The sequence below is a fragment of the Pseudomonas sp. LBUM1663 genome (assembly GCF_059695905.1).
The window spans coordinates 3,319,558-3,332,202 of the sequence record NZ_CP166792.1; the positions used below are offsets into that span (position 1 = coordinate 3,319,558).

Sequence of the window (12,645 nt, forward strand, 5' to 3'; positions counted from 1 at the left end):
CACTGGACTAAGGTGTTTGCATACCCTGGCCCATCGAGCACCCATGCCCTTTCTCGCCCGCACCCACCCTCGTCTGTCCGCTGCCGCCACCCTTGGCGTCGCGGCAGGCATTTTGGCTCCGGCCGATTCGATCATCAGCAAAATCCTCATTGGCTGGAATGTCGGGGTCTGGACTTACCTGATCCTGATGTTTTGGCTCGCCGCCCGCGCCAAGGCGCCGGACGTGAAACGCATTGCCGAGATCGAAGACGAAAACGCCGGGCTGGTGTTGTTCGTGGTGTGCATCGCCGCCATTGCCAGCCTCGCGACCATCACCTTCGAACTGGCCGGCAGCAAGGACCTGGAAACCACCCGCAAGCTCCTGCATTACGGCTTCACCGCACTGACGGTCATCGGTTCATGGCTGCTGATCGGGGTAATCTTCTGCGTGCATTACGCAAGGTTGTATTACACCTGGAACGGCAAGGAACCGGCGCTACGATTCGCCGAAGGTCTGACCACGCCCAACTATTGGGACTTCCTGTACTTTTCGTTCACCATCGGCGTGGCCGTGCAGACAGCAGATGTCGGCGTCGCGACCCGGGACATGCGCAAGATCGTGCTGGCGCAATCGTTGATCGGGTTTGTGTTTAACACGGCGATTCTGGGGTTTTCGATCAATATTGCGGCGGGATTGTTTGGCTGACGGCTACACCCATCGACACGCCCCATATGCCGATACCAACCTCGACCTCAGGCAAACCTTGAAATGCTTCTAAAACACCAGCAGCTATATTGGTGGCTGCTGCAATGTCAGCAATCTAGCTAAAAAAGTAGATTTAATGTTTCCCAGTTGCAATCTGAATCCCACCAAATACCAAACACAACATTTGCACTTTGTATAGCTGCTATATCTGACAGTGTACAAAATATTGATTCTGGTCTTATATGAAACATCCAAGCATTTTACATCGAAAGATGCGGCCTGGATTTCCCAGCTAAAAATATGGAGAGTGTAATCATGAGCAACACCGCCTTGAAAGCTCGTTGTGCCCCTTTTGCTCTGGATGAGGTATTTACTGCAAATCTGGAAGATGGCTCTGACTTTGTCGCCGCACTCACCGAACTAAGAAGTTCGTCAACCCCAGGTCGAGGTGAAATTTGGGTTGTGATTGCGACTGACAGGAGCGACAACAAAGCAAAAACGTTCACCATTACATTTCCAAAAGACATTCAAAGTAACATCGGAAAAATCACTGACGGCGATGATGAGGTCTCGCTTTTCTATAACAACTATGAGGACTTGGCCAACCCGACCCTTCAAAAAGCCCGGGCAGGGACGATCCAATACGAATTGGATCTCGAAAACTTGACCTTCATCGGTACATTCAATGCTGACATAGATAAATCCGATGGGACCGGACATTATTTGTGCAGCGGGCGCTTCAATACAATTCTTAGTCGTTCCGGCCCGACGCTCATTCGCTAGACCGAAATAAGGGCCTCGGTATTCAACCCAGGCCCTTTTATACCTATTTACAAGCCTGGATATGCGAAACAGCCCTCTACCATTTGAATTGCACGCCCACAGTGCCTCCCATTGGCATTTCAATATTTTTACCATTCATGTATTCAATTTCTGCATGCGCTTGCCAACGTTCCGACAGATTGAGTGCAATGCCCGCCCCGACCTCAGCCCTCGACCCTGAAAGATCATTGTTGAACACGTTATTGTTGACCTTGACTTCGTTGTTCGTCGAAAACTCATGGGCGAATGCCCCGCGAACATAAGGCTGTAAATGAGTACCGCCATTCAGCTGCAAATCACGCCCGACTGTGACCCCGGCCTTGCCGAGCAAGGAACGTGTACGATCGCCTTCGGCCTGCAAGCCATTATCCAGTTTGTAATCCTTGCCCTGAATGACCACCGCGGACCACTGAGTGAAAGGTTCGATGAAGTAGCCTTTCTCCAACTTGATATGGCGCCCCACTTCCACAGAGCCACCGATCGCGCTGTTGTCATAGTCGCCTTTGGAACGTTTGCCGTCAGTCATCCCGACCTTGGCATTGTTCTGGAACCGATTGAGTTTGAGCACGCTGTCGACATAGTAGCCACTGATGTCATCCATCCAGGTCAGGTAAGTACCCACGTAGTAGCTTTTAATCGTACCGGATGTGCCTTGGTGCAAATCCAGATCAGCGGAACTATGACCGAGCATTCCCCCCAATAACCACTGCCCGTCACCCAAACGCAGTGGCGCATCGGCACCCAATGTAAAACCTTGCTGGGATTGTCGGTAGCCACCACCAAAAGCGTCACTGACGTTGTACTTGTTGCCATAGGCCCTGAGCCACGCGCCTGATTTGTCCGGGTTGAAACGCAGTTCTCCCATACGACTGCGCAATGAGGTCAATTCACCGTACCAAACGGTTGGAGCGATATTAAACAAAGCCCTTACTGCACGAGTGGAGGGGCTTATCGTGCGACTCTCAGGATCCAGGAACCAGTCATTGCCGGTTCCGCCCTGTTTCAACCCATACAAAAACGTCCCCAGATCAACTTGACCCTCAGCATTGGCCAACGAGAATCGGGCATCCCCACCTGCGGTGTGAACAACCTGGATGGGCTGGCCGCTGGCTGGTTCGCTGCCGGTACTGGCAATCAGCAATTGATGATCACCGGTGGCGGTACCGGTAACAGTTAGAAAATCACTTTGATTTGTCGTGAAGTTGGCCCTCATCTCAAACAAACCGTTTCCGGACAGGTTATGGACACTCAATTGGAAAAAATCGTTATCAGCACCCAGCTTCACCGTGCCACCGTTCAGCACAAGGTCACCAACCTGGCTGTTGCCCGTCAGATTCCACCTGGACGTGGCATCAATGCCAACCGTGCCAACATTATTCATGACACCGCTCAACTGCGAAGCCTGCTGTAGCGCGACAGTGGCAGTGCTACCCGCATCAGCGCTCACATCTCCTATCAGCGAAGCGCGGGTAAAATTCAATGCAGTATTGCTGTTATCAGACACCAGGACACTGCCTGTCAGGTCACTGTGCTCCACGTTAAGTGCAGCATCGCTCGAGCCCCTGACGTCCAGAATCGTTCCGTTACTACCGACCAGTGTTGACCCATTGAGAACATCAATTCGAGATACGGGCGCCGATATGCCGGCGTTGTCGACTACGATGGCTGCGCCGCTATTGCCTTGGACACTCGATTGATCCAGCCGCAATTGACTGGCCGGTAAACCCGCACCTTCCAATCCCAATGTCACGCCGTTTTGTGCGCCAACAATGTGTGAGCCATTTTCTGCAGACGCTGCACCACTGAGCAAAGTGAGGCCGGTACTGCCTGTGCCCGTACCCTCAAGCGTCGACTTCTCCAGCGCAAGTGTGCTGAAAGCCGTTACGCGAGCGCCTCCCGTTACACCGATGACGCTGCTTTCTGTCAGCGTGGCACTGGAGCCAGTGTTCGTGCCGACAGCATGCCCCACCTGCAAGCCCAGCCGATTGCCGCTGATTGCACTGCCGCTGATCGTGGCAGTGCTGTTGGCAAGTTCCAGTCCCGCTCGTGCATTACCTCCAACTACCGTCGTGTTGATCAGGCTGACCGTAGACCCGCGACTGGCGGTGATCTGTTGAGTCACCGCACCACTCGCGTTCAACGTCGATTCAAACGCGGTGACATTGAGTGTCTGAGCCCCGTCGACGTTCAAAGTAGCATTTTGAGAAAGAATCCATTGCTCCACACTGGAGCCATTTGTAATCGTTTGAGTGCCGCCCACCATTGTTCCGGCGTTTACTGTCTGACACATCAACAATGGAAAAAAACACAGCGAGGAACCACCCAACCACATTTTCGCCATCGTTATTTTGGGGGCATTTTTGTTTGACCACATACGAGAGTTTTCCGATTTTTGTTCCCTGAAGAACGAGAAGTGAAAGTTACGAACGACCGGATGCCTTCCGTAAATGCCGGCACACTACCGCTATGCGCAACCCTGGTATGTAGGAATAATCTGCAAAAACAAGAGGAATATGTACCTGCTGCAATAGGAGAGATACCGGGAGAGCGTACTCCCCCGGCAAACACTCAGTCAGACTTCATTGGTTGGCGTACCCTCACAGTAATTCCCGCTGTCATTCAGTAACGAAACTTCATTGAGGAAATTCAAGGATGGAGTCGGCACACCAAAAATGGTGACTTCATACCAGATTTTTATATATCCATTAGGCAGGCCAGAACTGCGCGGCGGCTGAATGGGTTTTATCTTCGTCAAGTATGGCTGGATATTTTTTACAAAAACACCACCCGTTTCGCCACCGGTAATTGTGTAATCGTCACTGAATTCAGTGCCGCTAATTTCCCTCAGGCCTTGTGCATCTTCAGTACCAACCGACTTTATTGTTACGACTGTGTTAGTCGGCATGTACGTCGGATCAATCGTAACCGTCACTGGCAACTCCCAATTGGGCCGAGTTAGGTACCGGCATGATACGAATCCATTGAACAACCGAACTGTTGGCGCGGGCAGAGAAACCCGAACGTTATCGATGGTTACTTCAGTATCAGGCGATTTGATCACATTACGACCACCCGTCTCTTCGATCGTCCAATATGCAATTGCTTTACCTGGACCTGCGTCGTCAATGTCAGAAGCATCCATCGTAAAAGTCAATGCTGTTACCGAACCGGCCGCCAGGAGTTCGCTATGTACCTCTTTTCCGTTGAACCAAAGCCTTGCAGTTTCGTCGCCTATTGGCACCCAAGTTATGGGGGCAGTAATCATTGGTGTACTAATGTCCGCGTCTTCACCGCGGTCATCAGCAGTAATGTGGTTTGGCGTATTACTGGGACCTACAACAGTCACCCTAGTCATATTGGGATTTTCCCGCCCAGGGAAAATCGGATTTATCGGGCCTCGCGTTGTAAAATCGAGAGCGGAACCAGTATCGACGGAAGGACGTAACGGTTCCAGGCCACGAGCAAACTGATAATTGGCGGTAATGGGGACTGCCGCTGTAGCATTATTCCAAAGTGCCAACAATCTACTGGTAGAGATCTGGAACTGCAGGGTTCTTGGCGCCTGACCCAAGGGCTGAGTGCCCAGAGAAATCGCCAATGTTCCGCTGGTGACTCTCGGGGTAATCCGATCGTTCGGCTGGCCGTTAGTGGTATATGGCACATTCACATAAACGGGGTCCTCAAGATCCTCAAGATCAATGACATCCGGTGAAATACCCTTGGGAATTTCACAAGGGATCAACGAAGGTGGCGGAAGACGCGAAACATTAAATGAGTTAGAAAGAGCGGGGTCGCTTTCATTGCCCACCACATCACGTAATACGCACCAGATAAAATAAAGCGAATCGAGTTCTGGAAGCTTATCCCGTGGAATATTCACAGTGGATGAGGTCAACGTTTGACTATGGACAGGTGTACCAGCCCCATAGTTAGTGTCGATATAGACATCAACTTCATCATCCGAACGATAGAACTCATAGCCAGTATTGACGGTTAGAGTGAGATGCTCGTTATCTCTTAACCAAACATCGTCAATCGTTCCACGCGGCGGCAAGTTCTGGTAAACAACTGCCTCCGGCTTAAACTTGATGCCGGAGAGTTTATCCTGCTCTGGAGCAGTACGATCAATTTCCGCCGTCACCCACGGCAACTCATCCGGATTACCATCACTGCCTTTATAAAAGATAAATTGGTATTGGTAAGTCGTTGAGATCTTTGTCTGGTCATCATCGACAAGCGCAGTTGTAGCCACCGAAATATCAACAAACTCCGGCCGACCTGCTATTGGCCCAAATGCATCGCTGTCGACTAATGAGGGAGTTCCTGACAGTCCTTTGCGCTCGTAAAGCTCCCATTCATCATTATCGTGAGGCGCATCGATTGTTTTAGTGTCGAATCTTACAGTCATCGGCCCCGGATCCAGAATCGCTTTTGGAATCAGATCGTTGACAATCTTTCCCACAATTATCGGAGCAGTGGCCGTAACGCCCACGTTAACCGTAGACGTGCGCAACGCCAAACGAGCATGCTTGGCTATTTCCTGGGCTGTTAACTTTTTTCCTTTACCGATTTTCTCTTGAATAGTCATTTTTTTCTCCGAACAAAATGTCCAAGCCAAATCAATCCCGGCACGCTAACGGCTCGACGAGAACAGCACGAACGCTCATCAATAACTTTCACCAGGAGACAGACCACCTGTTTAGCAATCACAACGGCACAACAAAAACCAATGAAAGGACGATCGATTTATATCTCATGGTGCACCACCACACGGAATATCCTCACCGTTTGAAGTTCGATCTATCTTCACAAAGCCAGCGTGAGACTTCGCGACCGGCACACCACTTCTAACAAGCGTATATCGCGCAACGCCTGAATCGTCATTAAACATTGGCTTTACGTAAGGATCGAAAGGTATGTCAAAAATAAAACCATTAACCGCATCGTTATTACTTAATGTTTTGCGCAGCAGGTGTAATGGGGTCAACGCCGGTGGCGCGCCATTAAGTGAGTCAAAGCCTTGCCATTCAAGGACAAACTCGTCAAATTCTCTGAAAATGAGTTCAGCCGATATTTGCAGTCTAATTTTCTCCCAAATAGGCGGACTTTCCGGGTAAAGAGGAGTGCAACCTACATACCCCCAAGGATTGGCATCAGGAAAGCGGGGGCTTTTAAGAGTCGGTACCAAAACACGATCAATCGTCAGTGTCTTTACAGGAGAGGGATCAAAATTCCCATCAAACCCTTCAAGTACATACTCAATAAAAGCGACCCCATCCACGCTCATTCTTTGCGGAGTCAGTGGAAAGGTAAACTCCGGTTTGTCGTCAACCTGTGTGTAGGTCTCCTTATATATTTCGACTTTGACTGTGTTTTGTGTCCAATAGATGTGAAGAATCGTAAAACGCCCCGGCTGATCCGGAAAACGATCCCACCGAGGAATCCTGATAGTCGTCCCATTGATCAGTTGCTCTAATGGAATTCGGCCTGTTGGGTCGGACTCGCTGACACCGTCTATGCGCAAACCCGCGGCGGTAACTTGTTCATTGGATCGTGGCATCGCAGGTTCTCGCTTATTGAAATGTTCAGTGCATACTTATTGTTGAAAGCGCTCTCAGATATTGAGCACCGATTTTCTTAAACTGCCTACTGTCAGATCTGACAGGTATTACGACCGCCTGTCGGGATTAGCGTGAAGATCTAGAGGAGACTTACTTGACGGGAGTCAGGTTTATCGTGTCTCCTGAAACCGGTTTCAGATGCTCCTACAAAAATAAGGTCAGTCCTTTGAACGACTTCTCCGCCGCACAGCGCAGCCGCGTCACCATGCTCGACGTCGCCGAACACGCCGGCGTCTCCAAGGCCAGCGTCTCGCGCTTCATCGGCGATGACCGCGCCCTGCTCTCCGATGCCATTGCCTTGCGCATCGAGCAGGCGATTGCCCAACTCGGCTATCGCCCCAACCAGATGGCCCGCGGCCTTAAACGTGGCCGCACTCGCCTGATCGGCATGCTGGTGGCCGATATCCGTAACCCTTATTCGATTGCCGTGATGCACGGGGTGGAAACCGCCTGCCGTCAGCACGGCTACAGCCTGGTGGTGTGTAATACCGATCGCGACGACGAGCAGGAACGCCAGCACCTGGCGTTGCTTCGCTCGTACAACATCGAAGGCTTGATCGTGAACACCCTTGGCCACCACCGCGATGAGTTGCGCGAGCTGCATCGGGAGATGCCGATGGTGCTGGTGGATCGCAAAGTCGAGCAGCTTGAAAGTGATCTGGTCGGTCTGGACAACCCGGCCGCCGTTGAAGTGGCCATCGCCCACTTGCAGGAACGCGGCTATCGCGACGTGTTGATGGTGACTGAACCCTTTGACGGCACAAGTTCGCGGATTGAGCGGGTCAGCAGTTTCAAGGCACAGATCGGGCAGCGTCCGACGCTGGCCGGCGCGGTGGTGGAAACCGGTAGCCAGCTGACTGCGCAGTTGAAAACCTTCCTGGACACCCCCGGCCCTGATCCCAAAGCGTTGTTCTGTGCCAATGGCATTGCGGCGTTAGCCGCAACCCATGCCTTGCGTGAGTTGCAGTGCAATCTGTTCGAGGATGTCGGGCTGATCGCTTTGGATGATCTGGATTGGTATCCGCTGGTGGGCAGCGGGATAACGGCGCTGGCCCAGCCGACGGCGGAGATGGGCGCGAGCGCGTTTGAGTGTTTGCTCAAGCGGTTGCGCGGGGATGAAGGGCCGGTGCGGACGATGGATTTTTCGGCGCGGTTGATGGTGCGGGGGTCGACCCGTGGAAATGTGCGGTGAATGTTCTGGCCTCATCGCGAGCAGGCTCGCTCCCACATTGGCCAGCGGTGACCCTGCTCGCGAAGAGGCCTTGAAACACCACATCACTCAAGCAATCCTTTTTTTTGAACAAAAATGAAACCGGTTTCAGAGGAGCAAAACAATGAATAAACCACCCGTTTCCATCAGCCTGTCGAGCTACGGCGCCGATCTGGTCCGCCAACGCGGTCAAGGCAGTTTTATCGAGGTATTGGCGGCTGCCGGTGCCACGCGCATTGAATGGCGCGAAGAGTTGCTGACCGATGAAAATCCGCTGCAACTGGCTAATGCCACCCAGGCACAAGGCCTGGAAAGCATCTATTCCTCACCGATGGAACTGTGGCAGGCCGGTCAGTCGAAACCCAACCCTGAACTGCTCACCACCCTCCAGCGCGCCGAAACGTTCGGCGCTAAATGGCTGAAAGTTTCTTTGGGCTACTTCACTGACAACAACGATCTACAAACCTTGAGCCGGATCCTCGCGCAAAGCCCGGTGCAGCTGTTGGTGGAAAACGACCAGACCCTGCACGGCGGTCGTATCGAGCCGTTCCAACGCTTCTTCGGCGAGGTCGAGCAACACCGGCTGCCGATCAAGATGACCTTCGACATCGGCAACTGGCAATGGCAGGACCAGTCGGCCATCCATGCCGCACGGTTGCTCGGTCGGCATGTCGGCTACGTGCATTGCAAAGCCGTTGCGCGCCGGGCCGACGGCAAACTGGTCGCCATCCCGCCGGCTGCCAGCGATGTGCACCTGTGGGAACAACTGTTGCGGCACATGGCCCAAGGCGTTATGCGCGCGGTGGAATATCCGTTGCAAGGCGATGATCTGGTGCAACTGACCACCGACCATGTCGCCACCCTCGCCCGCCTCGGCCAATCCCGCCTGGAGAGTGCCCATGTCTGAGTTCGATATCCTCTCGTTCGGCGAAACCATGGCCATGTTTATCGCCGAGCAGAACGGTGATCTGGCGGCCGTCAGCCAATTCCACAAGCGCATTGCTGGAGCGGACAGTAACGTCGCGATCGGTCTGTCGCGGCTGGGGTTCAACGTGGCGTGGCTGAGCCGGGTCGGTGCCGATTCGCTGGGGCGGTTTGTCGTCGATACGTTGAAAAATGAAGGCCTGGATTGCAGCCATGTCGCCATCGACCCGGCGCATCCGACCGGGTTTCAGCTCAAGTCTCGTACCGAAGATGGCAGCGATCCGGCGGTCGAGTATTACCGTCGCGGCTCGGCGGCCAGTCATTTGTCGGTGCAGTCGATCTCCCCGTCGTTGCTCAACGCGCGACATTTGCACGCTACCGGCATTCCTCCGGCGCTGTCGGCGTCGGCCCGGGAAATGTCCTTCGAGTTGATGACCCGCATGCGCACTACCGGGCGCAGCGTGTCTTTCGACCCCAACCTGCGCCCGAGCCTGTGGGCCAGCGAGCAACTGATGATCAGCGAGATCAACCGCCTCGCCGCCCTCGCCCATTGGGTGCTGCCGGGGTTGAGTGAAGGCCGTTTGCTGACCGGGTTTGACGACCCGGCGGACATCGCGGCGTTTTATCTCGATCAAGGTGCAGAAGCGGTGGCAATCAAGCTTGGGCCGCATGGCGCGTATTACCGCACGCATCTGGACCAAGGGTTTGTTGCGGGCGTGCCGGTGGCAACGGTGGTCGACACAGTTGGGGCTGGCGATGGCTTTGCCGTCGGGATGATCAGCGCCTTGCTCGAAAACCTCAGCTTCGCCGATGCCGTGCAGCGGGCCAACTGGATTGGCAGCCGTGCGGTGCAAAGTCGGGGGGATATGGAGGGGTTGCCGACCCGACTTGAAATGTCCGTCGAGTTTGAGACCTCCATCGCGAGCAGGCTCACGCCCACAGGAGATTTGTGTTTGACCTAGATCCAATGTGGGAGCGAGCTCGCGAAGAGGCCCGCACAGTCACTGAAGATTTTTGACCCGTTACCTGCTGCGACAAAAACAACAAGCTCAGGAGCACCACCATGAAAACCGCCTCACTCGCCACCCGCCGTTGGTGGTACATCATGCCCATCGTTTTCATCACCTACAGCCTGGCGTATCTGGACCGCGCCAATTATGGATTCGCTGCCGCCTCCGGGATGGCCGCCGACCTGATGATCACACCCGGCCTGTCTTCAATGCTCGGCGCGCTGTTTTTCCTCGGTTACTTTTTCTTCCAGGTGCCGGGCGCGATCTATGCGCAGAAGCACAGCGTCAAGAAACTGATTTTCGTCAGTCTAATCCTTTGGGGCGGGCTCGCCACGTTGACCGGGATCGTCTCCAACGCCTATTGGCTGATCGTGATCCGTTTCATGCTCGGGGTGGTCGAGGCCGCCGTGATGCCGGCGATGCTGGTGTACCTGTGCCACTGGTTCACCCGTGCCGAACGCTCCCGGGCCAATACCTTCCTGATTCTTGGCAACCCGGTGACCATGCTGTGGATGTCAGTGGTGTCAGGTTATCTGGTGCAGCATTACAGTTGGCGCTGGATGTTCATCATCGAAGGGTTGCCGGCGGTGCTCTGGGCGTTTATCTGGTGGCGCCTGGCCGATGACCGTCCGGCCCAGGCCAAGTGGCTGACCGACCAGGAGAAGCAGGACCTGGAAAGCGCCCTCGCCGCCGAACAGGTCGGTATCAAAGCAGTTAAGAACTACGCCGAAGCCTTCCGCTCGCCGAAAGTGATCATCCTCGCGCTGCAGTTTTTCTGCTGGAGCATTGGTGTCTACGGTTTCGTATTGTGGTTGCCGTCGATCCTCAAGGCCGGTGCGCAGATGGACATGATCGAAGCCGGCTGGCTCTCGGCGCTGCCATACCTGGCGGCGGTGATCGGCATGCTGCTGGTGTCCTGGGGCTCGGACAAATTGCAGAAGCGCAAACGCTTCGTCTGGCCGCCGCTGTTGATTGCCTCGATGGCGTTCTACGGTTCCTACGCCTTGGGCGCCGAACATTTCTGGTGGTCCTACACCCTGCTGGTGATCGCCGGCGCCTGCATGTATGCGCCGTATGGACCGTTTTTCGCCATCGTTCCGGAAATCCTCCCGGCCAACGTTGCGGGCGGGGCCATGGCGCTGATCAACAGCATGGGCGCGCTGGGATCGTTTGGCGGTTCCTATCTGGTCGGTTATCTGAACAGCTCCACCGGCTCGCCCGGCGCTTCTTACTTGCTGATGAGCGGCGCGTTGATGCTCTCGGTGGTGCTGACCATTTTCCTCAAGCCCGGCGCCAGTGACCGGGTTGTGGCCAAGGCCGCTGCACCACGGCCAGTTACGGCTCACCCTTGAATTTGAAGTTGAGATGATGACGATGAAAAAGCAGGTCGTGCTGTACAAGAAACTCTCGCCGCTGTTGATGGCTCGCCTGCATGAGCACACCGACGTGACACTGATCGACAACCTCAACCCGGAGGGCATCGAACAACTGCGCGCCGCCCTGCCCCGTGCCCATGGTCTACTCGGCGCCAGTCTGAAACTGGATGCACAATTACTGGACCTGGCGCCCGATCTTGAAGCCATCGCCAGTGTCTCGGTGGGCGTCGACAACTACGACATCGACTACCTGACCGAGCGGCGCATCCTGCTCAGCAACACGCCGGACGTGCTGACGGAAACCACGGCGGACACGGGGTTTGCACTGATTCTGGCGACGGCCCGGCGGGTGGTGGAACTGGCGAACATGGTCCGTGCCGGTCAGTGGAACCGCAATATCGGCCCGGTGCATTTCGGCACCGACGTCCACGGCAAAACGCTGGGCATCATCGGCATGGGGCGCATCGGCGAGGCGTTGGCCCAGCGCGGGCATTTCGGCTTTGGCATGCCGGTGATCTATCACAGCCACTCGCCGAAACCGGCGGTTGAACAACGCTTTGATGCTCAGTACCGCAGCCTGACTGAACTGTTGCAACAGGCCGATTTCATTTGCCTGACCTTGCCGCTCACGGCTGAAACCGAAGGGCTGATCGGCGCTGAGGAATTTGCCTTGATGCGCCCCGAGAGCATCTTCATCAATATTTCCCGGGGCAAAGTGGTGGATGAAACGGCGCTGATCGAGGCGTTGCGCACCGGGCAGATTCGCGCGGCGGGGCTGGATGTGTTTGAGCGTGAACCGCTGAATGTTGATTCGCCATTGTTGACGTTGAACAACGTGGTGGCGACGCCGCACATGGGGTCGGCGACGCATGAGACGCGCGAGGCGATGGCCGAATGTGCAGTGGAGAATCTGCTGGTGGCGTTGGCTGGGGAGCGGCCGAAGAACCTGGTGAATGTCGGGGCGTGGCTGGCTTAGGACATTTGACGCCTGTCAGGC

General features: G+C 54.7%; 10 protein-coding genes. 7 read left to right on the forward strand and 3 right to left on the reverse strand.

The window, feature by feature from the left end:
* Positions 1-43 precede the first annotated feature (43 nt).
* Together ACA075_RS15160 and ACA075_RS15165 are read left to right on the forward strand one after the other, a co-directional pair.
* Entirely contained in the window at positions 44-685 is a 642-nt protein-coding gene (locus ACA075_RS15160) for a DUF1345 domain-containing protein (protein ID WP_497299178.1), read from the forward strand.
* Between the two features lie 315 nt (positions 686-1,000).
* Complete coding sequence (locus tag ACA075_RS15165) at positions 1,001-1,468, forward strand: hypothetical protein (protein ID WP_497299179.1); 468 nt, start codon at positions 1,001-1,003, stop codon at positions 1,466-1,468.
* A 76-nt stretch (positions 1,469-1,544) separates the two neighbouring features.
* Here ACA075_RS15165 and ACA075_RS15170 read toward each other — a convergent pair whose 3' ends face one another.
* The 3 genes from ACA075_RS15170 to ACA075_RS15180 form a co-directional block, all read right to left on the reverse strand.
* The gene (locus tag ACA075_RS15170) at positions 1,545-3,881 is read right to left on the reverse strand and encodes an autotransporter outer membrane beta-barrel domain-containing protein (protein ID WP_497299180.1); all 2,337 of its coding nucleotides are present in this window, start codon (positions 3,879-3,881) and stop codon (positions 1,545-1,547) included.
* A gap of 198 nt (positions 3,882-4,079) precedes the next feature.
* A complete protein-coding gene (locus ACA075_RS15175; protein WP_497299181.1) occupies positions 4,080-6,095 on the reverse strand; it encodes a hypothetical protein in 2,016 nt (671 codons plus the stop codon).
* Between the two features lie 165 nt (positions 6,096-6,260).
* A complete protein-coding gene (locus tag ACA075_RS15180; protein ID WP_497293540.1) occupies positions 6,261-7,067 on the reverse strand; it encodes a hypothetical protein in 807 nt (268 codons plus the stop codon).
* Between the two features lie 227 nt (positions 7,068-7,294).
* On the opposite strand from ACA075_RS15180, the gene ACA075_RS15185 reads away from it, so the two are divergent.
* From ACA075_RS15185 to ACA075_RS15205, 5 genes are all read left to right on the forward strand, one after another.
* Positions 7,295-8,320 carry a LacI family DNA-binding transcriptional regulator gene (locus ACA075_RS15185; RefSeq protein ID WP_497293542.1) on the forward strand — a complete coding sequence of 342 codons (1,026 nt, stop codon included), beginning with the start codon at positions 7,295-7,297 and terminating at the stop codon, positions 8,318-8,320.
* A 142-nt stretch (positions 8,321-8,462) separates the two neighbouring features.
* Positions 8,463-9,245, forward strand: coding sequence for a sugar phosphate isomerase/epimerase family protein (locus ACA075_RS15190; protein WP_497293543.1), 783 nt, complete (start codon positions 8,463-8,465; stop codon positions 9,243-9,245).
* On the forward strand, positions 9,238-10,224 hold the full coding sequence (locus tag ACA075_RS15195) for a sugar kinase (RefSeq protein WP_497293545.1): 987 nt from the start codon (positions 9,238-9,240) through the stop codon (positions 10,222-10,224). Before ACA075_RS15190 ends, ACA075_RS15195 begins: the two co-directional genes overlap by 8 nt.
* A gap of 101 nt (positions 10,225-10,325) precedes the next feature.
* Positions 10,326-11,624 (forward strand): MFS transporter, encoded by a 1,299-nt coding sequence (locus tag ACA075_RS15200; RefSeq protein WP_497293546.1) that lies wholly within the window; start codon positions 10,326-10,328, stop codon positions 11,622-11,624.
* A 22-nt stretch (positions 11,625-11,646) separates the two neighbouring features.
* Positions 11,647-12,624, forward strand: a complete 978-nt coding sequence (locus ACA075_RS15205; RefSeq protein WP_497293547.1) for an NAD(P)-dependent oxidoreductase — start codon at positions 11,647-11,649, stop codon at positions 12,622-12,624.
* Positions 12,625-12,645 lie beyond the last annotated feature (21 nt).

Excerpts from the sequence above, each read along its gene's own strand:
- ACA075_RS15180 (WP_497293540.1), bottom strand. The coding sequence starts at position 7,067 with ATGCCACGATCCAATGAACAAGTTACCGCCGCGGGTTTGCGCATAGAC.
- ACA075_RS15165 (WP_497299179.1), top strand. The coding sequence starts at position 1,001 with ATGAGCAACACCGCCTTGAAAGCTCGTTGTGCCCCTTTTGCTCTGGAT.
- ACA075_RS15190 (WP_497293543.1), top strand. The coding sequence starts at position 8,463 with ATGAATAAACCACCCGTTTCCATCAGCCTGTCGAGCTACGGCGCCGAT.
- ACA075_RS15170 (WP_497299180.1), bottom strand. The coding sequence starts at position 3,881 with ATGTGGTCAAACAAAAATGCCCCCAAAATAACGATGGCGAAAATGTGG.
- ACA075_RS15195 (WP_497293545.1), top strand. The coding sequence starts at position 9,238 with ATGTCTGAGTTCGATATCCTCTCGTTCGGCGAAACCATGGCCATGTTT.
- ACA075_RS15160 (WP_497299178.1), top strand. The coding sequence starts at position 44 with ATGCCCTTTCTCGCCCGCACCCACCCTCGTCTGTCCGCTGCCGCCACC.
- ACA075_RS15175 (WP_497299181.1), bottom strand. The coding sequence starts at position 6,095 with ATGACTATTCAAGAGAAAATCGGTAAAGGAAAAAAGTTAACAGCCCAG.
- ACA075_RS15205 (WP_497293547.1), top strand. The coding sequence starts at position 11,647 with ATGAAAAAGCAGGTCGTGCTGTACAAGAAACTCTCGCCGCTGTTGATG.
- ACA075_RS15200 (WP_497293546.1), top strand. The coding sequence starts at position 10,326 with ATGAAAACCGCCTCACTCGCCACCCGCCGTTGGTGGTACATCATGCCC.